Source organism: Polynucleobacter asymbioticus QLW-P1DMWA-1, assembly GCF_000016345.1.
GTDB classification, from domain to species: Bacteria; Pseudomonadota; Gammaproteobacteria; order Burkholderiales; family Burkholderiaceae; genus Polynucleobacter; species Polynucleobacter asymbioticus.
This window is the reverse complement of the sequence record NC_009379.1, coordinates 1,449,064-1,469,966: the sequence shown is the minus strand read 5'-3', so window position 1 is coordinate 1,469,966 and position 20,903 is coordinate 1,449,064. Positions and strand designations below refer to the sequence as shown.

General features: G+C 44.9%; 22 protein-coding genes. 17 read left to right on the top strand and 5 right to left on the bottom strand.

What is annotated here, in order from left to right; genetic code table 11:
* Nucleotides 1–49: 49 nt before the first annotated feature.
* The 6 genes from PNUC_RS07325 to PNUC_RS07300 all read left to right on the top strand — a co-directional run bounded on the left by PNUC_RS07325 (nt 50) and on the right by PNUC_RS07300 (nt 5,662).
* A complete protein-coding gene (locus PNUC_RS07325; RefSeq protein ID WP_048812137.1) occupies nt 50–271 on the top strand; it encodes a hypothetical protein in 222 nt (73 codons plus the stop codon).
* 67 nt (nt 272–338) lie between these two features.
* Nucleotides 339–3,317: a formate dehydrogenase subunit alpha gene (locus PNUC_RS07320; protein ID WP_011903237.1), complete on the top strand. Its 2,979-nt coding sequence runs from the start codon at nt 339–341 to the stop codon at nt 3,315–3,317.
* Between the two features lie 27 nt (nt 3,318–3,344).
* Complete coding sequence (fdh3B, locus tag PNUC_RS07315; RefSeq protein WP_011903236.1) at nt 3,345–4,001, top strand: formate dehydrogenase FDH3 subunit beta; 657 nt, start codon at nt 3,345–3,347, stop codon at nt 3,999–4,001.
* On the top strand, nt 4,001–4,237 hold the full coding sequence (locus PNUC_RS07310; protein WP_011903235.1) for a hypothetical protein: 237 nt from the start codon (nt 4,001–4,003) through the stop codon (nt 4,235–4,237). Before fdh3B ends, PNUC_RS07310 begins: the two co-directional genes overlap by 1 nt.
* A gap of 47 nt (nt 4,238–4,284) precedes the next feature.
* Nucleotides 4,285–5,346: a formate dehydrogenase subunit gamma gene (locus PNUC_RS07305; RefSeq protein ID WP_011903234.1), complete on the top strand. Its 1,062-nt coding sequence runs from the start codon at nt 4,285–4,287 to the stop codon at nt 5,344–5,346.
* 4 nt (nt 5,347–5,350) lie between these two features.
* A complete protein-coding gene (locus PNUC_RS07300; RefSeq protein WP_011903233.1) occupies nt 5,351–5,662 on the top strand; it encodes a hypothetical protein in 312 nt (103 codons plus the stop codon).
* Here the strand turns inward: PNUC_RS07300 and PNUC_RS07295 are convergent, their stop codons facing one another.
* Both PNUC_RS07295 and PNUC_RS07290 read right to left on the bottom strand, forming a co-directional pair.
* Nucleotides 5,663–6,370 carry an ATP-binding cassette domain-containing protein gene (locus tag PNUC_RS07295; protein WP_011903232.1) on the bottom strand — a complete coding sequence of 236 codons (708 nt, stop codon included), beginning with the start codon at nt 6,368–6,370 and terminating at the stop codon, nt 5,663–5,665.
* Nucleotides 6,363–7,058 carry an ABC transporter permease gene (locus PNUC_RS07290; RefSeq protein WP_011903231.1) on the bottom strand — a complete coding sequence of 232 codons (696 nt, stop codon included), beginning with the start codon at nt 7,056–7,058 and terminating at the stop codon, nt 6,363–6,365. The genes PNUC_RS07295 and PNUC_RS07290 overlap by 8 nt, the downstream gene beginning before the upstream one ends.
* A 67-nt stretch (nt 7,059–7,125) precedes the next feature.
* Between PNUC_RS07290 and PNUC_RS10895 the strand changes: the two genes are divergently transcribed.
* Genes PNUC_RS10895 through cls form a run of 3 tightly spaced genes read left to right on the top strand, consistent with a single transcriptional unit; the run spans nt 7,126 to nt 9,553 of the window.
* Entirely contained in the window at nt 7,126–7,326 is a 201-nt protein-coding gene (locus tag PNUC_RS10895; protein ID WP_080512735.1) for a (2Fe-2S)-binding protein, read from the top strand.
* Entirely contained in the window at nt 7,326–8,078 is a 753-nt protein-coding gene (locus PNUC_RS07285; protein ID WP_011903230.1) for an endonuclease/exonuclease/phosphatase family protein, read from the top strand. The genes PNUC_RS10895 and PNUC_RS07285 overlap by 1 nt, the downstream gene beginning before the upstream one ends.
* Nucleotides 8,075–9,553, top strand: a complete 1,479-nt coding sequence (cls, locus tag PNUC_RS07280; protein ID WP_011903229.1) for a cardiolipin synthase — start codon at nt 8,075–8,077, stop codon at nt 9,551–9,553. Before PNUC_RS07285 ends, cls begins: the two co-directional genes overlap by 4 nt.
* Here cls and PNUC_RS07275 read toward each other — a convergent pair.
* The gene (locus PNUC_RS07275) at nt 9,550–10,734 is read right to left on the bottom strand and encodes a CaiB/BaiF CoA transferase family protein (protein ID WP_011903228.1); all 1,185 of its coding nucleotides are present in this window, start codon (nt 10,732–10,734) and stop codon (nt 9,550–9,552) included. The genes cls and PNUC_RS07275 overlap by 4 nt on opposite strands.
* 12 nt (nt 10,735–10,746) lie before the next feature.
* A complete protein-coding gene (locus PNUC_RS07270) occupies nt 10,747–11,916 on the bottom strand; it encodes an acyl-CoA dehydrogenase family protein (protein WP_011903227.1) in 1,170 nt (389 codons plus the stop codon).
* Nucleotides 11,917–12,118: 202 nt separating this feature from the next.
* Between PNUC_RS07270 and PNUC_RS07265 the strand changes: the two genes are divergently transcribed.
* From PNUC_RS07265 to PNUC_RS07245, 5 genes are all read left to right on the top strand, one after another.
* The gene (locus PNUC_RS07265; protein ID WP_011903226.1) at nt 12,119–12,622 is read left to right on the top strand and encodes a YqaA family protein; all 504 of its coding nucleotides are present in this window, start codon (nt 12,119–12,121) and stop codon (nt 12,620–12,622) included.
* A gap of 55 nt (nt 12,623–12,677) precedes the next feature.
* A complete protein-coding gene (locus tag PNUC_RS07260; protein ID WP_011903225.1) occupies nt 12,678–13,454 on the top strand; it encodes a 3-hydroxybutyrate dehydrogenase in 777 nt (258 codons plus the stop codon).
* 221 nt (nt 13,455–13,675) lie between these two features.
* Nucleotides 13,676–14,254 (top strand): superoxide dismutase [Fe], encoded by a 579-nt coding sequence (gene sodB / locus PNUC_RS07255; RefSeq protein ID WP_011903224.1) that lies wholly within the window; start codon nt 13,676–13,678, stop codon nt 14,252–14,254.
* Between the two features lie 33 nt (nt 14,255–14,287).
* Nucleotides 14,288–14,881 carry a urate hydroxylase PuuD gene (locus PNUC_RS07250; protein WP_011903223.1) on the top strand — a complete coding sequence of 198 codons (594 nt, stop codon included), beginning with the start codon at nt 14,288–14,290 and terminating at the stop codon, nt 14,879–14,881.
* Nucleotides 14,882–15,061: 180 nt separating this feature from the next.
* Nucleotides 15,062–15,625, top strand: coding sequence for a 3-keto-disaccharide hydrolase (locus PNUC_RS07245; protein ID WP_048812136.1), 564 nt, complete (start codon nt 15,062–15,064; stop codon nt 15,623–15,625).
* A gap of 26 nt (nt 15,626–15,651) precedes the next feature.
* Here PNUC_RS07245 and PNUC_RS07240 read toward each other — a convergent pair whose 3' ends face one another.
* Nucleotides 15,652–16,482 (bottom strand): DsbA family protein, encoded by an 831-nt coding sequence (locus PNUC_RS07240; RefSeq protein ID WP_011903221.1) that lies wholly within the window; start codon nt 16,480–16,482, stop codon nt 15,652–15,654.
* A 219-nt stretch (nt 16,483–16,701) separates the two neighbouring features.
* On the opposite strand from PNUC_RS07240, the gene PNUC_RS07235 reads away from it, so the two are divergent.
* The 3 genes from PNUC_RS07235 to PNUC_RS07225 all read left to right on the top strand — a co-directional run bounded on the left by PNUC_RS07235 (nt 16,702) and on the right by PNUC_RS07225 (nt 20,856).
* Nucleotides 16,702–18,981 carry a type II and III secretion system protein gene (locus tag PNUC_RS07235; protein ID WP_011903220.1) on the top strand — a complete coding sequence of 760 codons (2,280 nt, stop codon included), beginning with the start codon at nt 16,702–16,704 and terminating at the stop codon, nt 18,979–18,981.
* A 75-nt stretch (nt 18,982–19,056) separates the two neighbouring features.
* Nucleotides 19,057–19,872 carry a hypothetical protein gene (locus tag PNUC_RS07230; RefSeq protein ID WP_011903219.1) on the top strand — a complete coding sequence of 272 codons (816 nt, stop codon included), beginning with the start codon at nt 19,057–19,059 and terminating at the stop codon, nt 19,870–19,872.
* A 159-nt stretch (nt 19,873–20,031) separates the two neighbouring features.
* Nucleotides 20,032–20,856 (top strand): hypothetical protein, encoded by an 825-nt coding sequence (locus tag PNUC_RS07225; RefSeq protein WP_011903218.1) that lies wholly within the window; start codon nt 20,032–20,034, stop codon nt 20,854–20,856.
* The last annotated feature ends 47 nt before the right edge of the window (nt 20,857–20,903 follow it).

The window sequence follows — 20,903 nt, the reverse complement described above, 5'->3', positions numbered from 1 at the left end:
AAGCGATTAAACTTGATCGCAATCAAGAATAATTAAACAGGAGCATGCCGTGAGTACTAAATCCAAGGTAGCTGTAAGCGAAGAAAATAAACCATCACGCCGTAAGTTCTTTATTGGTGCAGGAGCCACTGTAGGCGCTGTAGCTTTGGCATCTCAAACTCCAGTTGGTAAAGCGGTGATCCAAGAAATCGGCAGCACCGTTAAAGGTAAGGGCGACGATAAAACGATGACCGCCCACATGCGCAAATATTACGAAACCACCATGCTCTAAAAGAGTGCTTTCCATTATTACTTTACTGACATCAAATAAATAAAAAATACTTTCTCAGGGACAACATATGAGTCTGACTCGTAAATCCAACACCCCCCAAAGCAGTCGTTCTGCATCACGTCTTATCGGTAGTTTGTCACGTGGCCTTAAAGCCGCAGTACCAACCATGGATCGCAGAACATTTTTAAAGCGCTCCGGAGTAGGGGTTGGCGCTGGTATCGCTGCTAGTCAACTGAGCTTGGTACAAAAAGCAGTTGCCGAGCCAAGTAAAGCAATGCTAGATGGCAAAGGCAAAATAGAGGTTAAGAGAACGATCTGTACCCACTGTTCAGTAGGTTGCGCAGTTGATGCTACGGTTGAGAACGGTGTCTGGGTACGTCAAGACCCAGTGTTTGATTCGCCAATCAATATGGGCGCACATTGCGCTAAGGGTGCTGCCTTGCGTGAACATGGTCATGGTGACTATCGCTTACGTTATCCAATGAAGTTAGTTGATGGAAAGTACCAGCGTATTTCATGGGATCAAGCACTTACTGAAATCACTGCGCAAATGAAGAGTATTCGTGAGAAATATTCTCCCGATGCCATGTTCTTTGTAGGCTCTTCAAAGCACAATAACGAACAATCGTATTTATTGCGTAAATGGGTTTCGTTCTTTGGAACTAACAATACAGACCATCAGGCTCGTATTTGCCATTCCACTACCGTTGCAGGTGTAGCTAATACCTGGGGCTATGGTGCGATGACCAATAGTTATAACGACATGATGAATTCAAAGGCGGCTTTATATATTGGTTCAAATGCTGCTGAAGCTCATCCAGTCTCCATGTTGATGTTGCTGCATGCTAAAGAAAATGGCTGCAAAGTGATCGTTGTTGATCCTCGATACACTCGTACCGCCGCGAAGTCAGATCAATACGTTCGTATTCGTTCAGGAACAGATATTCCATTCTTGTTTGGTGTGCTGTATCACATCTTTAAAAACGGCTGGGAAGACAAGAAGTACATCAATGACCGCGTCTATGGAATGGACGAGATTCGCAAAGAAGTGATGGAGAAGTGGACCCCAGCCGCTGTTGAAGAGGCCTGTGGAGTTCCAGAAGCGCAGGTATATCAAGTTGCGAAAACCATGGCGACCAATAAACCAAGTACTGTAGTTTGGTGTATGGGTCAAACTCAGCACACCACTGGTAATGCCATCGTTCGCGCCTCTTGTATTTTGCAATTAGCACTTGGCAACATTGGAAAATCTGGTGGCGGTACAAATATTTTCCGCGGACACGATAACGTTCAGGGAGCAACTGACGTTGGTCCAAATCCAGATTCATTGCCAGGTTATTACGGTTTAGCCGCAGGAGCTTGGAAGCACTTTGCAACTGTGTGGGGTGTTGATTACGAGTGGATCAAAGGGCGTTATGCCCCAGACATGATGGAAAAGTCTGGAACAACGGTTTCTCGTTGGGTAGATGCTGTTCTAGAAAAGAACGACATGATTGACCAGCAAACCAATGTGAAGGGTCTGTTCTTCTGGGGTCATGCACCGAACTCGCAAACACGCGGTCTAGATATGAAGCGTGCGATGAATAAGTTAGATCTTTTGGTGGTGGTGGATCCATTCCCAAGTGCAACTGCGGCGATGGCAGCAATGCCTGGAGCAGAGAATGATCCGCTGAATAAAAATCGTAATGTGTATCTCTTGCCAGCCACAACTCAGTTTGAAACCAATGGTTCGGCTACTGCATCCAATCGTTCCCTCCAATGGCGCGAAAAAGTGATTGATCCATTGTTTGAGTCGGTACCTGATCACGTGATCATGCAAGCATTTGCAGATCGCTTGGGTTTTGGCCAAGAGCTCTCACAAAATTACAAGATGCTCAATTCAAAGTTTGCCGGTAAGCAATGGCGTGAACCGCAGATTGAAGATATCTTGCGTGAAATCAATCGCTCCTGCTGGACTATTGGTTACACCGGCCAAACTCCTGAGCGCTTAAAAGCGCACATGAGAATGGTTGCGACATTTGATCCTAAGACCTTGAAGTCTCGTGGCGGTGTTGACCCAGTAACTGGTTATGACACCACTGGTGACTACTATGGCTTGCCTTGGCCTTGCTACGGCACTGCCGCCATTAAGCATCCAGGCTCACCAAACCTCTATGACACTAGTAAAAGTGTGATGGAGGGTGGTGGTAACTTCCGTGCAAACTTCGGCGTTGAGCGTGATGGTAAGAGTCTCTTAGCTGCTGATGGCTCTTATTCTAAGGGTTCGGCCATTACAACTGGTTACCCAGAGTTCGATCACGTTCTTGTGAAAAAGCTTGGTTGGTGGGATCAATTGACTGACGATGAAAAGAAACTGGCTGAAGGTAAAAACTGGAAGACTGACTTGTCTGGTGGTATTCAGCGTGTTGTTATGAAGAATGGATGTCATCCGTTCGGAAATGCTAAAGCACGTGCAGTCGTATGGAACTTCCCGGATCCAATTCCAATTCACCGTGAAGCGCTTTATAGTACAAACGCTCCGATGATGCGCAAGTACCCAACGATTGACGACAAGAAAAACTTCTGGCGTCTACCAACCCTCTATAAGACTGTTCAAAATCAAAACTTGAACCAGAAGCTATATGAGAAGTTCCCAATTATTCTGACCTCTGGTCGTTTGGTTGAGTACGAGGGTGGTGGTGACGAAACTCGTTCTAATCCTTGGCTAGCAGAACTTCAGCAAGAAAACTTTGTGGAGATTAATCCTAAGGCAGCAGCAGATCGCGGAATTCAGAATTGGGATTATGTGTGGGTTAAATCACCGACTGGGGCCAAGATCAAAGTGCGTGCTTTAGTTACTGAGCGTGTAGATCAAGGAACTGCATTTGTGCCATTCCACTTCGCTGGCTGGTGGCAGGGTGAAAACATTCGTAAGTACTATCCAGAGGGTGCCGCGCCAGTAGTTCAAGGTGAGGCAGTCAATACGGCGACTACTTATGGTTACGACATGGTGACGATGATGCAAGAGACAAAAACCACTATGTGCCAAATCGAAAAATTTGCCTAAGTCAAAAAATAAGGTCAGGAGAACACAATGGCAAGAATGAAATTTATCTGTGACACTGAGCGTTGCATTGAGTGCAATGGCTGTGTAACTGCTTGTAAGAACGAAAACGAAGTACCTTGGGGTGTAAATCGCCGCCGTGTGGTTACAGTAAATGACGGAATCATTGGTCAAGAAAAATCAGTTTCAGTTGCTTGTATGCACTGTACTGATGCTCCTTGTATGGCTGTATGTCCAGTAGATTGTTTCTACCGCACTGATGAAGGCGTTGTGTTGCACGATAAGGATATCTGTATCGGTTGCGGTTATTGCTCCCTTGCTTGTCCGTTTGGAGCGCCACAGTTTGAAACTAAGGGCGCCTTCGGCACACGCAGCAAGATGGATAAATGTACCTTCTGTAGTGGTGGCCCAGAGGAGAATGGTAGCGTTGCAGAGTTTGAGAAATATGGTCGCAACCGTTTAGCAGAAGGTAAGTTACCCCTTTGTGCTGAAATGTGTTCTACCAAGGCCTTGATTGGTGGAGATAGTGAAGTGATCTCTAGTATCTTCAATCAGCGCGTAACCACTCGTGAGAAAAACGGCAAGTACCCTGGTGGGCAAGCATTTGGCTGGTCTACTGCATATGGCGGTCCAGGTACAGCAGAGCCAACTCCAACACCTGCAGACAAAATTCCAGGAGCTCAATAATGAAAGCCAATTTTAAGATTCTGCTTTTATGTCTCTCACTAGCCACTGTCTTGTCTGCTTGCTCAGAGCCTCCAGAAATTGCAGCCAAGGTTGCTAAGCGTCCAGACGTTGCTCCGTATATGGGGGCAAATGATGGCTTTATGACTAAGGGTTGGACTCCAGGCAATCAAGCAAGCTGGACTGAGGCGATTAACAACCGCAATCAAAATCAAAATGAATACAGTCGCGTTAAGTGATCATCTAAACAACAATAAATAAAACGAATACGTTTAAGGACCTCTGTATGAAACGATCATTTTCTAAAGTTCTTCGCACTTTGATAGTGGCTGCTGGTTTGTCTCTAGCTTTAGCGAGCGGCATGAGTCTGGCTGAACGTGCGCCGATGGCGCCATTGCCATCTGCTAGTGGGGTAGATATTTCACCATCATCGATTCCAGCAAATCCAAATGCCCTAGCTAACGGAACTCAAGCCCAATCTCAACCAGCTAATCCCTCTATCTTTATTGCGCCCAATAGTGATCCGCAGAACTACGTCAGCATTCCAGACAAGCAAGCGGGCGTATTAATTCAGCGTGCTGGCCAACAGTGGCGCGTGATTCGGAATGGCATCATCACTGTTTACGGTGGCTGGCTTTTGGCAATTGCATTCTTCGGTATCGCCGGCGTATATACGCTTAAGGGTTCGGTCAAGCTTCATGAGCCACTTTCAGGGGTCATGATTAAACGTTTCAGTGGTTTTGATCGCCTTGTTCACTGGGTAATGGCATTTAGCTTCTTGGCATTGGCCTTTACCGGTCTAATGATTTTGTTCGGTAAGTATTTTGCAATGCCGTTAATGGGCGGGGTAGCGTACGGCTCATTCTTGATGGTATGTAAAAACATCCATAACTTTACTGGCCCGTTATTTACATTAAGCATTGTGATTTTCTTCTTGCTGTTTGTAGGAAAAAATATTCCAGAAAAAGGTGACCTCCAGTGGATGCTCACATTTGGTGGCATGTTCAGTGGTAAGCATGTTCCAGCTGGCTTTTTCAATATGGGTGAAAAGTTCTGGTTCTGGTTTGGTATGACTTTTCTTGGCTTGCTAATTTCCGCTTCTGGTTTTGTGCTCGATATGATTGTCCCATTCATGCAGATTGAGTACCTCCGCGGAACAATGCAGATTGCCAATATGATTCATAGCAGCGCCGCTATCTTAATGACGGCAATGGCGATGGGACATATCTACATCGGTACTATCGGAATGCAAGGATCTATTGATGGCATGAAGACGGGCTACGTTGATGCTACTTGGGCTAAAGAGCACCATGAAATTTGGTACAACAAAGTGGATAAAAAGGGATAAAGCCATGAAAAAGATCATTGCTTTTGTATTTTGCGCATTTGCAGGCACATCAGTTTTTGCAACGCTGCCTCCGTTAAGCCCTGAAGCGCAAGAAGCGGCGAATTTAGTTAAAGCTAAAACCGCTTATGGCGATAAGGTTGCGGCATATCAACTATGCCAGGCGCAAAACCGCGTTGCCGATAAATTTAGAGTCTCTGGAACGCCTGCGCCTGCTGCATGTGTAGCACCTCCGCCATTTGTTCCGCCGGTAGCTGCCGCATCTGCACCAGCCGCGCCTGCTGCACCAGCAGCTGCTCCAGCGACTGCAGCTAAATAATTAATCTATGAGTAGTTCTTGAGCTAGATAACGTTTGGCAGCAGATGTTTGTGGATTGGAAAAGAAGGGGCCCACGGGCCCCTTTTCTTTTACCTCGCCTTGATCAATAAAGAGAACGTACTGAGCCAGTCTTTGAACTTGAGCAAGCAAATGAGAAGAGAAGACTACGTCTACATTGGAATTTTTAAAATCCCGAACTAATTGCTCTACTTGTTCCGTAGCCTGAGGATCCAAATTCGCAGTGGGCTCGTCCAGCAACATTAAGTTCGGCTTTAGCAAGAATGCTCGTGCAAGACAGATTTTTTGCCTCTCACCGGCAGAAAGCTTATGTGCTGGACTGGAAGCCAACGCACTCAAACCTACCTGATGAATAGCTTGATCAATTTGGCTGGAAGTAATTGATGGATCAGCATCGGTTGCCATGCTGATATTCGTCCTGGTAGATGCCTTAATCATTGGCGTGTGATGCAGTACCAGTGCAGTTTTGGGCAGGAAGGAGTAGTGAATACTGCCGGTATCTGGTTTGACCAGCCCATCCAACAGCTTGAGAAATGTGGTCTTACCAGCTCCATTGGGGCCAATGCATGCTGTGATGCGATCAGTGGGAATGATGGCATGTGGAATATTGAGAATGGTTCGATCATTACTCTTAACCGTAATGTCTTTGAGCTCAATAAATCGAGTAAATTGTTCGTTCGCATTAACCATAGCGACGCTCCGCAACTTGACGAAGGCTAAAGGTAAATAAGTTCGCAATCAGCACGGTGGACATCAGGACAATTCCTAGGGCAAGAGCTAGAGGAAGGTCGCCTTTGCTTGTTTCTAGAGCAATAGCAGTTGTCATAGTTCTTGTGGAGTGATCGATATTGCCACCGACAATCATGACAGCGCCAACCTCAGAAATTGCTCTCGCTAGTCCTGCTAAAAGAGCGATTGTTAGCGAGAACCGACAATCCCAAATAAGCCATTTATAACGAGCAAGCACTGGTAGCCTGAGGCTAAGAAAAGAATCGCGGTGAATCTTCCAGGAGTCTTCCAAGATTTGGCGGCTCAGGGCGGCTACTAATGGGGTTGTGAGGAGGATTTGCGCCAGAATCATACCCTTCACAGTGAACAGCCAGCCAAATGCTCCCAGTGGTCCTGTGCGCGATAGGAGTAGATAGACCAAAACTCCAATGATCACAGTCGGCACACCCATTAGGGTATTTAAGATCACCACAATCAGCTTTTTTCCGGAAAATTGCTCGGTAGCCAAAAGAGCACCTATCGGCAATCCAAGTAGAGTGGAAAAGAGGAGGGCGGTGGCGCTAACCTTTAAAGAGACCAAAACAATTCCCAAGACTCCATCGTCTAGATGGGTCAGGAGGGCAATCGCGTCTTGAAAGGCAGTCAACATGGGGTTGATTCTATCAAGGCAGTGGCAAAATAAGCCTAATGAGATCCATTTCCCTGATTTTTGACTTATGGCTGAAGTAGTTTGCCTCTGTAACGAGGTCTTAGATGACGACCTACGTGAATATCTAGATGCCCATCCCATCGATTCTATCGATGAACTGAGGGAGCAGGCCTCTATTTGCAATAAATGTATGCAATGCCAAGAATTGGTTGAGGCTGAAATTTATCTTGCTCGCGTTAGGCGCCAGCGGGCAGCAGGTCAGTTTTGATGGATCAAAACAAGGGTTCACGTTTCACAGTAATGAGCATGAATGTTCATAAGGGTTTATCACCTCTGCATCGCCATTCGACGATTTATCAATTGCGCCAAAGAATGCGTACTCATTATCCAGACTTATTGTTTTTGCAAGAATTACAACAGGAACATCGAGGTCGCTTGCAGCGTTTCGGGCAGTGGCCACTGACAGAGTTAACCCACTTCCTCTCTGAAGATTTCTGGCGTGACTGGCATTATGGAAAAAACTCGGAGTATCCCGATGGACATCATGGCAATGCCATTCTCTCTAGGCATCCCTTAAGCAAGGGAAATAATTACGATATCTCGGCTTATCGTTTTGAGAAACGCGGCCTGTTGCATAGCGTGACTCAGCTAGATGGTGTTAGTCAATCCATCCACTGTTTTTGTGTGCATCTAGCTCTCTTTGAACGCGGCAGGGAGCGTCAGCTCACTGAAATTATTCGCTATATAGAAGAGCTGACAGGTGATGCGCCTACGATTGTCGCTGGCGATTTTAATGACTGGCGCAACCGCATTAGCGCGCCAATGCGTGAGGCTGGGTTTAATGAAGTGTTTGAGGTCCTAACTGGCGCCCCGGCTAGAACCTTCCCTAGCATTAGACCAATGTTGGCTATGGATCGTATTTATGTCCGAGGCTTTAAGGTGCATTCTGTAGAGATATTGCACGAATGGCTGAAGTTATCGGATCACCTAGGAATTACTGCAGAATTGGAACTTAAATGAATAGCTTAACTACCTTTTTAATAAAGCATGCCTTTGATATAAATATCAGCTGGCTTGTATTAATCCACTTTTTATTAGTCACCATTTTCATTGGCGTCATTATTTCTGTTAGAAGACCAGTCGGTGTTGCGTTTGCTTGGATTTTTATTGTGATGACTTTTCCAATAGTCGGAATTAGTTTGTATATTCTGATTGGCGATCGACCAGTTGGTCGGAGTTTGACTCGAAAAATTAAACGCATGAATCAGGAGTACGCCCAAATCACGGAAGATATGCGAAGGGATTATGCGGGGGAGAGGCAGAAGATTCCCGTTGAAGCCCGTGCATTAAGTTTATTAGCAGAGACAAAAAATGGAACACCAGTAGTTTCTGGTAATAAGCTCGAACTGCATACAAATTCTTTAGAAATTCTTCAGCTCTTTATTGATGAGATTGATCGTGCTAAAGCAAGTCTTCATATGGAGTTCTATATTTGGGCTCTTGGAGGTGATGCTGATCGAGTCGGTGAAGCGGTTATTGCAGCAGCAAAGCGTGGTGTCAAATGCCGGGTTTTATTGGACTCTTTGGGGAGTAAAGATTGGTTTAAATCAAGTTGGCCAGGCCGCTTTCGTAATGCAGGGGTTCAAGTAACCGAAGCTTTGCCTATCCAGATCGGCCGTTTTCAATTTAGACGGGCAGATATCCGTCTGCATAGAAAAATATTTGTGGTTGATGGCGCAATTGTTTGGACTGGCAGTATGAATCTGGTCGATCCACGCACCTTTAAGCAAGATTCGGGAGTGGGCGAGTGGGTAGATGCGATGGTGCGCGTTGAAGGACCGGTCGCCGCTCAGTTTGAACTTACCTTTTCTTTTGACTGGAGTGTAGATAACCCAAAAATTACGCATTTCGATGATCGTGTGCCACCAATCGCGCCTTATGAAGGTGGGGCGATTGCCCAAGAATTGGCTTCAGGTCCCGTAAGTCGAGATGATATTTTGTATCAAGTCATGCTTTCTGCAATCATTGATGCGCGTGAAGAGCTAACCATTACCACTCCCTATTTTGGTCCTGATGATGGTTTATTGCAGGCCATGATGGCATCAGCCAGGCGGGGTGTTAATGTGACTTTGATTGTTCCTAAGTTAAATGATTCAACCTTAGTTGCTTGGAGTAGCAAAAGTTATTATGAAGATCTTCTGGATTCAGGAGTCAAGATTGCCGAGTTTCATGGGGGCTTACTTCATACCAAGAGCTTACTGGTTGATGGCCGAACTGCGATCTTTGGTTCAGTGAACTTTGATCAACGTAGCCTGCGCCTCAATTTTGAGATTAGCTTGATTGTTTATAACGAAGAATTCTGTACTCAATTAAAGCAGTTAATCGAGTCATATCTAAAGCAATCAGACTATTTAGATTCCAAAGCATGGGCCCAAAGACCAAGATGGCATCATTACTTGGAGAATGCCGCCCATCTTACTTCGCCGCTGCTTTAAATCGCCCCGCTTGCGCGCATCTCGGCAATATTAGAATCGTTTAAACCAATTTCTTGGAGGATTGACTCAGTATGCTGACCTACTGCCGGAATGGCATCCATTCGGTACTCATAACTATTGTTTAATCCGGGCGGCAGGAGCGCTGGAATGCTTCCTGCTGGCGTATCGACTTTAGCCCAGCGATTGCGGGCTTGCAATTGCTCATGCTTCCACAGGCCGTGCATATCATTTAATCGAGCATTGGCAATCTGCGCTTTTTCTAATCTGGCGATCAGCTGTTCAGTGCTTAATGTTTTGAAGCATTGATCAATGATGGCCAAGAGCTCAACCCGTTTTTCATTGCGCTTGAAGTTTTTATCAAAACGCTCATCTTGAGCAAGTGCTGATTTTTCAAGAACCACTTCACAAAATTGAGTCCATTCACGCTCATTCTGTAGGCCAAGCATTACAGTCCCACCATCCCCAGCTTTAAAGGGGCCATAAGGATAGATGGTGGCATGCGAGGCGCCATTGCGCGGAGGTGGTTCGGCACCTTCATATGCGTAGTACATCGGAAAACTCATCCACTCACCTAAAGATTCGAGCATGGATATATCAATGACTGAACCCTTACCCGTTTTGCCTCTTTGCAGGAGTGCCGCCAAGATATTGGTATAGGCATACATACCCGCAGCAATGTCAGCTATGGAGTTTCCCGCCTTGCTTGGGGTTTCTGGAGTACCCGTAACCGATAAGAAACCAGCCTCGCTTTGGATCAGTAAGTCATATGCCTTCTTATCACGATAAGGACCATTATTGCCATAGCCTGAGATATCACACAGAATCAATTTCGGATTCTCTTTTTGCAGTAAATCCGCAGTCAGGCCCATGCGGGCAGCTGCGCTAGGCGCTAAGTTTTGCACCAATACATCAGCCGTTTTCAGCAGGGTTTTTAATGCTGCTAATGCAGCTGGCTGTTTTAGATCTAGGGTTAAGCTTTCTTTAGAGCGATTCACCCAAACAAAATGAGATGACAGACCTTTCACTTGTTTATCGTAAGCCCTTGCAAAATCACCACTACCGGGCCGTTCTACTTTAATTACTCGAGCACCTAGGTCTGCCAGTTGACGGGTACAGAAGGGCGCTGCAATCGCGTGCTCAAGTGATACAACGGTAATGCCATCTAAAGGACGTATGCTCATATTAGGCACTTCTTAAAAAGACCTTGGTAGACCAAGAATGTGCTCGGCAACATAGGAATAAATTAAATTCGTTGAAATGGGAGCAACTTGGTAAAGACGGGTTTCTCTGAACTTTCTCTCTACGTCATATTCATTGGCAAATCCAAAACCACCATGCGTCTGAAGGCAGACGTTGGCAGCTTCCCAGGAGGCTTTGGCCGCGAGAAACTTGGCCATATTCGCTTCTGGCCCACATGGCTGATGGTTATCAAATAATTCACAGGCCTTAAAGCGCATGAGATTAGCAGCTTCAGTTTCAATATAGCTATCCGCAATCGGGAACTGAATCCCTTGGTTTTTTCCAATAGGGCGATCAAAGACAACTCGATCATTGGCATAACGTCTAGCGCGATCAATAAACCAATAGGCATCACCAATACATTCTGCAGCGATAAGAGTGCGCTCTGCATTGAGGCCATCAAGAATATATTTGAAGCCTTGACCTTCGGTGCCAATCAAATTCTCTACAGGGATTTCTAAGTTATCAAAGAAGACTTCATTAGTTTCGTGATTCACCATATTGGCAATTGGTCTGACTTCCATGCCTTTACCAATCGCATCTTTGAGATTGACAATAAAGATCGACATACCTTCTGATTTGCGTTGGACTTCACTGATAGGTGTGGTGCGGGCCAATAAGATCATCAAATCGGAATGCTGGATACGAGAGATCCAAACCTTTTGACCATTGACTACATAATTGTCACCTTTTTTTACCGCAGTAGTTTTGAGTTTGGTGGTATCAGTACCGGTTGAAGGTTCGGTTACCGCCATACTTTGAAGGCGTAATTCACCGGCGGCAATCTTAGGGAGGTACATTTTTTTCTGGGCTTCTGAACCATGGCGCAGCAGGGTACCCATGTTGTACATCTGACCATGGCATGAACCAGAATTACCGCCAGAGAAATTGATCTCTTCCATGATGACAGAGGCTTCTGCTAGACCAAGGCCAGAACCACCATACTCTTCCGGAATGAGAGCTGCTAACCAACCCGCTTTTGTCATGGCATCTACAAAAGCCTCGGGATAATCGCGCTCGTGATCGATTTTTTGCCAGTAAGCCGAATCAAAGCTACCGCAGAGGTCTCTGAGGGCCTCGCGCATGTCTTGAAATTGATCCGGCTTGGGAATGGGGTGATTCATAAAAGTCTCGTTTTATAGGAATAATGATATTTTTAGCTACTCAGCCTTTAGTTTAAGCAAGATTTGCAAAATGAGGGAGCTGGTAGAAAACGGGCAAAATAGACCGATCAACATGGATTAAAGCCCCATGAAAAGCGAAATAGAAATATAGGTCGAAAAATGCAAAAAAATATCAACCAATCATCATGAAAATACTCGCTTAATGGAGCATGCACTTCAGCATTTTTTTGCGTGGTTTGAAATGCCTTCGGTGGGATTGCCCGCTGTTTTTTTAAGCGCATTCATTTCGGCAACCTTATTGCCCGTCGGTTCAGAACCCATTCTTTTTGGGTACATTTCGCTTAATCCCCATCTCTACTGGGTTGCCATCATAGTGGCAACAGTGGGTAATACCCTTGGCGGTATGTTGGATTGGGGGCTTGGATTGCTCGCGCGCAAGGGAATGAAGTCTGTTGGTGAGCCCAAAGATCATCGTCTAAAGCGCTTGCTAAGCAGTTGGGGGCCAAAAATGCTCTTGCTCTCATGGCTCCCGGGGTTTGGAGACCCGCTTTGTTTGGCTGCTGGATGGTTAAAGCTAGCTTGGCAGCCATGCCTGGTTTATATGTTTATAGGCAAACTAATGCGTTATCTGACCTTAACCTGGCTATTAACATTGGTCCCGGACAGTTATTGGCACCAATTAGGTCATTGGTTGCATCTGATCTAAGAATGCTCGTTGTATCCTATGTTTTTTATTCCTTAATCCCCCTGAGAGTATTGATATGTCGACATTAAAAGGTAAAACAGCATTAGTAACTGGTTCTACTAGCGGTATTGGTCTAGGTATGGCGATTGCACTAGCTAAGCAGGGCGCCAACATCATGGTGAATGGCTTTGGTGAAAAAGATGATGCCCTTGCGCAAATTAAAGCCTGTGGCGTTGAGGTTGACTACCACGGCGCGGACATGAGCAAGCCAGCTGAAATTGAAGATTTAATTAAGCAAACAGAAAAACGTTTTGGCTCATTAGATATATTGGTGAATAACGCAGGTATTCAATACACCGCCAACATCGAAGATTTTCCTGCGGATAAATGGGATGCCATTATTGCCATCAATTTGAGTTCTGCGTTTCATACAACGCATCATGCTCTGCCTGGAATGCAAAAACGCAATTGGGGCCGTATTATTAATATTGCATCAGTGCATGGCTTAGTAGCGTCAACACAAAAGGCCGCGTATGTCGCGGCAAAACACGGCATCGTTGGACTCACCAAGGTAACCGCTTTGGAAAATGCGCGTACCGGTATTACTTGTAATGCAATTTGCCCAGGCTGGGTTCTCACTCCATTAGTTCAAAAACAAGTTGATGCCCGCGCAGAGCGAGATGGCGTTTCAAATGAAGCAGCAAAAATTGCGCTCGTTTCTGAAAAACAACCTTCTGGACAATTTGTGACCCCTGAGCAATTGGCTGCTTTGGCTGTATTTTTATGTGGCCCAGACGCCTCTGAAGTCCGTGGGGTAGCCTGGAATATGGATGGTGGCTGGACTGCCCAGTAAGAGTCTTTATTAGCAGGATTTGAGCGCCAGGTGGCAAGGTCACTTGGCGTTTTCATTTGTAAATAGGGCATAGGCTGTCTATTTCATTGGGCCCACATGGATTTATCCCGCCAAAAATCCCTTTATTCGCATGAATGATCGAAAAAGCCAGAATAGTCTATAGTTACATCAAATATATCTTATGTATTTGTTATTAAACGTATTTTTAAAAGGAATAAATAATGGAACATACATTACCTCCGTTGCCATATGCTCTAGACGCACTTGCGCCCCACATTTCAAAAGAAACACTTGAGTATCACTACGGCAAGCATCATCAAGCTTACGTTACCAACTTAAATAATTTGATTAAGGGTACAGAGTTCGAGGCTTTGAGTTTGGAAGACATTATTAAAAAATCTGCTGCTGGTGTTTTTAATAATGCTGCCCAGGTATGGAATCACACCTTCTATTGGAATAGCTTAAAGCCAAATGGTGGTGGAGCTCCTACAGGCCCTTTGGCTGATGCGATTAATGCTAAATGGGGTTCATTTGATAAATTCAAAGAAGAGTTTAATAAGTGCGCAGTAGGTACATTCGGTTCTGGTTGGGCATGGTTGGTTAAGAAGGCTGATGGTAGTTTGGATTTAGTATCTACCAGCAATGCAGCAACACCATTAACCACGGATGCAAAACCGCTACTCACTTGCGATGTTTGGGAGCATGCCTACTATATTGATACTCGCAATGCACGCCCAAAATACTTGGAAAACTTTTGGAATGTAGTGAATTGGGATTTTGCGAGCAGTAATTTTGCATAACCGAATCAATATCAAAAAATAGGAAATTTAATTATGGCTTCAATTTTGACTTCATTGGGACGTACAGTATTAGCTGGCTTTGTGCTCCTCATTTTGATTATCTTTGCCTTAGGCGGTAACTTTAGTTCTGCTGAATTACCATTTATTTTCCGTTGGTTGCACGTCATGTTTGGCGTGATGTGGATCGGTTTGCTCTGGTACTTCAACTTTGTGCAAATTCCTTCCATGCCTAAGATTCCTGATGAGCAAAAACCAGCTATTGGTAAAGTCATTGCGCCTGCAGCGTTATTTTGGTTCCGTTACGCAGCACTGTTCACTGTATTGACTGGTTTAATCCTGGCAACTTTGAATGGCTACGCACACCAAGCCTTCACATTACAGGCGCCATTCCGAGCAATTGGTTTAGGCATGTGGATTGCTCTTATTATGGCGATTAATGTTTGGTTCATCATTTGGCCTAATCAAAAACGTGCCCTTGGTATCGTTCCAGTTGAGGCTGATGTAAAGGCTAAATCTGCACGTATAGCAATGTTGACTTCACGCTTGAACACAATGCTTTCTATCCCAATGTTGTTCTTGATGGTTGCTCAATCCCATAACACGACTTGGTTTGTGATTGTTTCTTAATCCAGGCAGCATAAGCGTTACTAAAAAGGCCCGCTACTGCGGGCCTTTTTGTTTCTATCGTTCTGGGCCTCACCAATGCCTATGTAGATGCTATACACTTATTTCCATAACTCAGCGCCTATGCTTAAAAACACTTCCTTCTTTAAAAGCCGTATTGCATATTGTTATTTAATAGGCGTAATGGCTTGCTCCCCCCTGTTTGTATATGCGCAGGCAATCATTACTACTCTCGGTACGCCCATTCCTTTATTTAATGGCGCTGATCTGGGTGCGTTTGACCACAATAAAGATAGAAATGGAAATGCAAATTGGCTGATTATCAATAATGAGATCCAAGCAACGCAAGGTCACAGCTTATTGGTTTCACGTTTAAGTCTGCCGGATTTTCAACTTGATTTTGATTATTGGGCCTCTGACAGTACTCAGGCAACGGTATTCTTTCGTTGCGCAAATCCAGACGCCGTGAATGCTGACACTGCTTATGAAGTGACTTTAGTTAATCAATCGAAAGATGTGGGCGCCAGTTCAATTTTGCTGCTTAATAAAGTAAAGCAGTCAAAGGTGGCTAATCAATGGAACCATATACGTATCAGCGCCATTGGAACCGATCTATCAGTAACATTAAACGGAGTAACTCATCATGTTCGAGATACCCGATTTAGTAATGGCCCATTAGCAATTAACTATATAAGTGGCGAGCTTCGTGTAAAAAATATTTTTCTCACCATCCCCGGGAGATGGTGAGAAATTTAACTGGGCTTAATTAAAACTTATTTTTTGGCATTCAGAAGATTCTTTACTTCTTGCTTTAAAACATCCTCCGGAACTGCACCTGCGAGTACATTAAATGCGCCAGTTTTGTGATTAACGAGAATGACGCCTGGAGTCCCGCTAATGCCTGCATTCATGCCATCCTCCAAATCAGCGCTAACTTGCTTGGCGACTGCCTCAGATTGCATGCAGGTGCTAAATTTATCGGTATCCAAACCTTGCTCTTTAGCCAAGGCCAATAAAGGGTCTACGCCATTAACGCTTGGCATGCCTTGAGCATTTGAGCGTGTATTTTTGAATATGCCTTGAGCATATTTCCAGAAGGCATTGTTACCGCCTTGTTGAGCGGCGCAAGCTGCAGCAATTGCTTCTTTTGTTGCAACCGGGTCATGAAAGGAGAGTGGAAAATTTCGCCACACTAGATTGACTTGATCTGGCATCGAATCAACCACTTTATTTGGGATATCTCCAAACTGTTTGCAAAATGGGCACTCAAAATCGGAGTATTCAATAATGGAAATGACTGCATCTGGTTTTCCATAAATGAAGTCATTTTTGACATCCACTGCTCGGGCATTTTTTGCCATGGCTACTTTTTGGGCCTCTTCTTTTTGCTGTTTAGCTTGGGCGGCATTGATTTGTTTTTGGCGATAGCGCTCAATTCCTCTATCAATTGCGCGATCCAAGGCCCCTGATTTTTCAAGACTCTGAATAATCTGCTCCGTCGTTGGGGTGGAGCTAGGCGTCTGGGAGTAAGCAATATTGAGTTGCAGACTCAGGGTCAGCGCGCCAATCAAGAGCAGGGCTGATTTAAAGGTAGTTTTAGACATAATTACGCGAGTTTATTGAGAATTTTTGAGTATAAAGCGGTATTTATACTTGGACTGGCGGGGCTCAATATAAGTGTAATTTAGATTAGGGCCTTATTCCTGGGGGAAGTAGTTATGTCGCTTTAACCACATAAGTGGCTGCTTTTATTCAACTTTTTAGTTATAAGAAGTTAGAATATGCTAGGTCTGTCCCATTTTGTTTGAACTGAAACTACATTAATGCTTAATCCTCGATTTTTTCTGAAGTCTGCCATTTTGTTAGCTTGCTTCACCATTCTTGTTGGCTGCACGGGCATGGGCGGTAGGAGTTCACAAGCAAGTCTGATGGGCGGTATTGGATCGGGTCAAAAAATAGCTCCCCCAAAGCAAAATATCACCCATGAGTTGGTGAAGCAGGGCATTGAATACCTACGTGAGGGCGATTATGAAAGCGCACAAAAAGTATTCAGCGCCGCAGTAAAGATGAGCCCAAGTAATTCATCAGTACACCTCTTAAACGGCATCAGCTACCATTTGCAGTATTTGAATAATGCCGCCGATAACAAAGAGTTGGCAGAAACTGCTTATGGCCTTGCAGCCTCTTTGGACAATACAGATACTTTGCCGCTCATTCAATTGGGTCGACTTCATATTGATTCGAGAGAGTATTCAAAAGCCAGCAGAGATTTTATTAGCGCATATGCAATCAGCCCTTCGAGTCAGGATGCTCTATTCGGTCTCTTGCAATCATCCTTATGGCAAAAAGATTTTAAGACCGCACTTTGGGCTGGCGACAGTTTAAAAAAGCTCAATACTACGAATGTTGATCAATTGCGATTAATGACGTTGATGTATGCGGCTGTTGGAAAAACTACTGAATCTAATCTCAACTTAGATGCCTATGCAAAAGCAAACGCTGAAAACCCTAAAGAGATTGCCCAATTAAAGCAACAAGTTGCTTACATCGGTACGCAGTTAAGTTATCTCAAGTCCATGGATTTAGATGTTGCTCAAAATCCTGCAAGTCTCAATAGCCCAGCAAGTCCTGCGGCCCAAAAGGGCAAGATGATGAAGGTTGTAGGTGGGGCAGGAGTAGTTGTTGGTAGGGGCGGTAACAATAACAATGGCAATAACACGGGGACAACCGGTCGGAGTAGTACTTCGAGAGCAGGGGTAGTGGGTGCTTACGGTAGCAATCAAAATAGCGATGATTCCAGTGATGATGGTTCATCAGGCTCTTCAGGTTCATCCGGCTCTTCCGGTACCTCAGCCAGTCCAACTTCCCAGCCAAACGCTGCAGCCGCTCCAGTCACCAGCGGGGGTGGGGGTGGAACGTATTCAGCAGTATCGATGGCTAATCAGCAGCAGCGTTGGTTTGATTGCGATACCAAGCCTGGATTGGGTAAGGCGCCCGGGGAAAGTTATGGTGTTCCGGTTGGCGGAACCAGCGGGGATCAGACACTTTATTTGGAGCCTTTACCTAGCCCCTGTAATTCCGCTAAGCCTCCTAAGATGGCCTCTATTGATGCAGTATTAATTCGAACGATTGACAACCAAAGTAGTTCGTATGGAATTAACTTGTTGACTGGCTTAACCATGTTTGCGGGAAGCCAATCATTTCGAAGTACAGGTTCAGTGGGTGGAAGCAGTGTTAGTGGTGTCGTTCAAAACAGCGTCATCGGTATTGGTACCGCAACCAGCGCAACTATTAACAGCGTGAGTGGTTTGGTCAGTTACAGCTTGAATATCGCTAACTCAACCTCAAGTAATTCACAGGTTATCGCAAGACCTACATTAACAGCGCTTGATCGTATTCCTTCTACCTTCTACTCAGGCGCAGTGATTACTGCGGGCCTGAATGGGGGTGGTGTATCTGGCGCTCAAATTACCAATATTCCTACCGGCGTCAGTCTATCTGTGACTCCAACCTTTGTGGACGAAGAGTCCATGATGTTGGCTGTCAAAGTTTCCCGCTCTTACGTTACCTCCCAAAATGCGGGTTACGGTGGATTTAATGCGAGTGTTTCACAAGATCAACATGCTGTCACAGCAAACGTCAAGATTAAGTATGGAGAGACGTTGATTCTGGATGGGCTATCCTCTCGTGCGGTTTCTGGTCTACAGGACGGTGTTCCGGTGCTTCAGGATATTCCAATTATCCAGTACTTCTTCAATCAAAAACAACAACAACAATATTCCGAAAATGTGGTGGTGTTGGTCACCCCTAGAAAAGTTCAAACTGAAGAAGAGATGTCAAAAACTGCTAACAGTCCTGGCAAAGATCAGCCTCTCACTCCAAAAGAAAAGAGTGTTTACGGAGCCCTGAAGATTTATAAGCAAATTGCCTCAGATTCAGATAGCAATTTAGACGATACCTTGCTTGCCCTGGATCGGGACAGTAATTACTTTAGAAGTTTTGCGTCCTCGGCCTTAAATCAGAATCTTGACGGCTGGGTGAGTGAGCCCAAAATCAATAAATTTTTCGATGACGCTGCAACTACGCTTTACTTCACTAGGTAAATTCATCATTGTTTAGACCTCATTCTGACTGATCTTCAATTTGTTCAACCATTTAATAAGCAAAGGTTGCTTGGAATGTTAAAAAAATTCATATTCGCTATTTTTCTTGGGTCTTTAAGCCTGGCTTCCTTGGCCCAAAATGACCCAAACTTAAGAGATCGGGTAGAGCAACGCGTAGATAACCGTTCAAATGGTGGTGTGCGTCAAGATGGAGCAAGTGACCGCACTAAAAGCGTTGATGACACAAAGCGTGATGGCTCGGTTAGAGGTATTACAAGAGATGGTTTTGCTATATGTGCTGGCGAATTTGCGCTTTGTGCCTCATCTACCTGTAAGCCAACCGGCAAAACAATTACCGTTCAAGAAGACGGCGGCAAAACTTCTAAGCAATATCCAGAAGCGGTCTGTAAATGCCCAGTTATCACCCCTGAAATTGCCCAACAGAATGGTGAGCCTCTAGTTGGTATCGCGGGCCTCAATGAAGGAAATATGAAAGGCTCTTGCCGTTCACCAGGCGCTGGAAAAGTCTGGTCGTATTTCTCTCTAAATATCAAAACGTATCCTCAAGAGCAACCTGATGGCAAATTCATGATTCTCTCTGGCCCTATTAATACAAAAAATGGCGGACCCACCACTTCCAGTGGTCAGAATTGCTCGGCCAAAGGGCCTGCTCAAGGTTCTAACTGCTGGAGCTACATCTGCACAATTGATCCAAATAGGACGAATGGAGTTATGACGGCTACATGTCGTTGCCCATATGGAGAGGGTGTATTTGGGCAAAAAGCCAAAGGTGATCGTGGTTATATAACTTACGCTGGAAGTACTTGGAATGACCCGGCGGCGGCATGCAAAATGTTGCCAGTAGGATTCCCGGATCAACTGTTACAGTAACTCGCCCCCATTTATTGTTCAGTTCATTTTGACTTCAACCTAGATCTCCAGGTTGAAGTCAATTTTGCTTTTAAGACCACCAACCATAGCTATGTATTGTTTTTCGATATTTAAAAAATATTAAATTGAAGTATGTTTGTTTACCCTCTGGAGAAACCGATGAAAAAAGTCTTATCTGCAGCAGTAATCCTGCTGAGCATTGTCTGCACATCATTTTGGGGCTCTGCCAATGCAGCCTCTATCGACCTGGGTGCGACCCCTCTAGTGTTAGCCCAAGTCGATACGAGGGGCGATCTCCGAGATAGGGTTGATACGAGGTCTAACGATGGAGTGCGCCGTGATGATCGCAATTCAAATGACTATGCTTCCCGCGCCTCTAGAGGTGTTGGTAAACAAGGTTTAACGGAGTGTAGTGGTGATTTTGCTTATTGCGGAGCTTCTACTTGTAAGCCTACAGGTAAGAAAATCAAAGTGGATCAGGACGGCGGAAAAACAACCAAAGAATACGAAGAGGCTGTTTGTACATGCCCGATCATTACTAGAGAAATGGCTGTCCAACAAGGTGTTGCGTTGCATGGTTTAGCAGCCGTCAATGAGGGCAATATGAAGGGCTCATGTCAGCCTCCTTCAAAAGGTACGATCTGGTCTTATGCTGAGCTAAAGTTACCAGAATGGCCACAACAAAGTGCTGGTTGGAAAACTTTAGCCCCAATAGGTCAAGAATGCCCAGTCGGCAGCAAAACAGTTAATTGTTGGGATTACTTATGCACTATTGATCCTAAGCCAACTGCGAATGGCGTTAAAACGGCGACTTGTCGTTGCCCAATTAATGAAGGTGTTTTTGGTCATCCAGCTGGTGGCAATGAGGTCTATTTCACAGCTGCCGGGGGATACTTTGGTCAAAATGGTGGTGATAAATTAAAGCAATCAGATGCTTGCAAAATGTTCCCTGTTTCAGGACCGATTCCGCAACCAAACCAGTAGTAAGATATTGCTGTAACAGTTTGAAAAAAACCCGCTACTCTAATGGA

Coding starts and splice junctions, on each gene's coding strand:
- PNUC_RS07260 (WP_011903225.1), top strand. CDS start 12,678: ATGTCGACATTAAAAGGTAAAACAGCATTAGTAACTGGTTCTACTAGC.
- PNUC_RS07305 (WP_011903234.1), top strand. CDS start 4,285: ATGAAACGATCATTTTCTAAAGTTCTTCGCACTTTGATAGTGGCTGCT.
- PNUC_RS07265 (WP_011903226.1), top strand. CDS start 12,119: ATGGAGCATGCACTTCAGCATTTTTTTGCGTGGTTTGAAATGCCTTCG.
- cls (WP_011903229.1), top strand. CDS start 8,075: ATGAATAGCTTAACTACCTTTTTAATAAAGCATGCCTTTGATATAAAT.
- PNUC_RS07320 (WP_011903237.1), top strand. CDS start 339: ATGAGTCTGACTCGTAAATCCAACACCCCCCAAAGCAGTCGTTCTGCA.
- PNUC_RS07240 (WP_011903221.1), bottom strand. CDS start 16,482: ATGTCTAAAACTACCTTTAAATCAGCCCTGCTCTTGATTGGCGCGCTG.
- PNUC_RS07275 (WP_011903228.1), bottom strand. CDS start 10,734: ATGAGCATACGTCCTTTAGATGGCATTACCGTTGTATCACTTGAGCAC.
- PNUC_RS07270 (WP_011903227.1), bottom strand. CDS start 11,916: ATGAATCACCCCATTCCCAAGCCGGATCAATTTCAAGACATGCGCGAG.
- PNUC_RS07225 (WP_011903218.1), top strand. CDS start 20,032: ATGAAAAAAGTCTTATCTGCAGCAGTAATCCTGCTGAGCATTGTCTGC.
- PNUC_RS07250 (WP_011903223.1), top strand. CDS start 14,288: ATGGCTTCAATTTTGACTTCATTGGGACGTACAGTATTAGCTGGCTTT.
- sodB (WP_011903224.1), top strand. CDS start 13,676: ATGGAACATACATTACCTCCGTTGCCATATGCTCTAGACGCACTTGCG.
- PNUC_RS07245 (WP_048812136.1), top strand. CDS start 15,062: ATGGCTTGCTCCCCCCTGTTTGTATATGCGCAGGCAATCATTACTACT.
- PNUC_RS07300 (WP_011903233.1), top strand. CDS start 5,351: ATGAAAAAGATCATTGCTTTTGTATTTTGCGCATTTGCAGGCACATCA.
- fdh3B (WP_011903236.1), top strand. CDS start 3,345: ATGGCAAGAATGAAATTTATCTGTGACACTGAGCGTTGCATTGAGTGC.
- PNUC_RS07290 (WP_011903231.1), bottom strand. CDS start 7,058: ATGTTGACTGCCTTTCAAGACGCGATTGCCCTCCTGACCCATCTAGAC.
- PNUC_RS07285 (WP_011903230.1), top strand. CDS start 7,326: ATGGATCAAAACAAGGGTTCACGTTTCACAGTAATGAGCATGAATGTT.
- PNUC_RS10895 (WP_080512735.1), top strand. CDS start 7,126: ATGGCTGAAGTAGTTTGCCTCTGTAACGAGGTCTTAGATGACGACCTA.
- PNUC_RS07310 (WP_011903235.1), top strand. CDS start 4,001: ATGAAAGCCAATTTTAAGATTCTGCTTTTATGTCTCTCACTAGCCACT.
- PNUC_RS07295 (WP_011903232.1), bottom strand. CDS start 6,370: ATGGTTAATGCGAACGAACAATTTACTCGATTTATTGAGCTCAAAGAC.
- PNUC_RS07235 (WP_011903220.1), top strand. CDS start 16,702: ATGCTTAATCCTCGATTTTTTCTGAAGTCTGCCATTTTGTTAGCTTGC.
- PNUC_RS07230 (WP_011903219.1), top strand. CDS start 19,057: ATGTTAAAAAAATTCATATTCGCTATTTTTCTTGGGTCTTTAAGCCTG.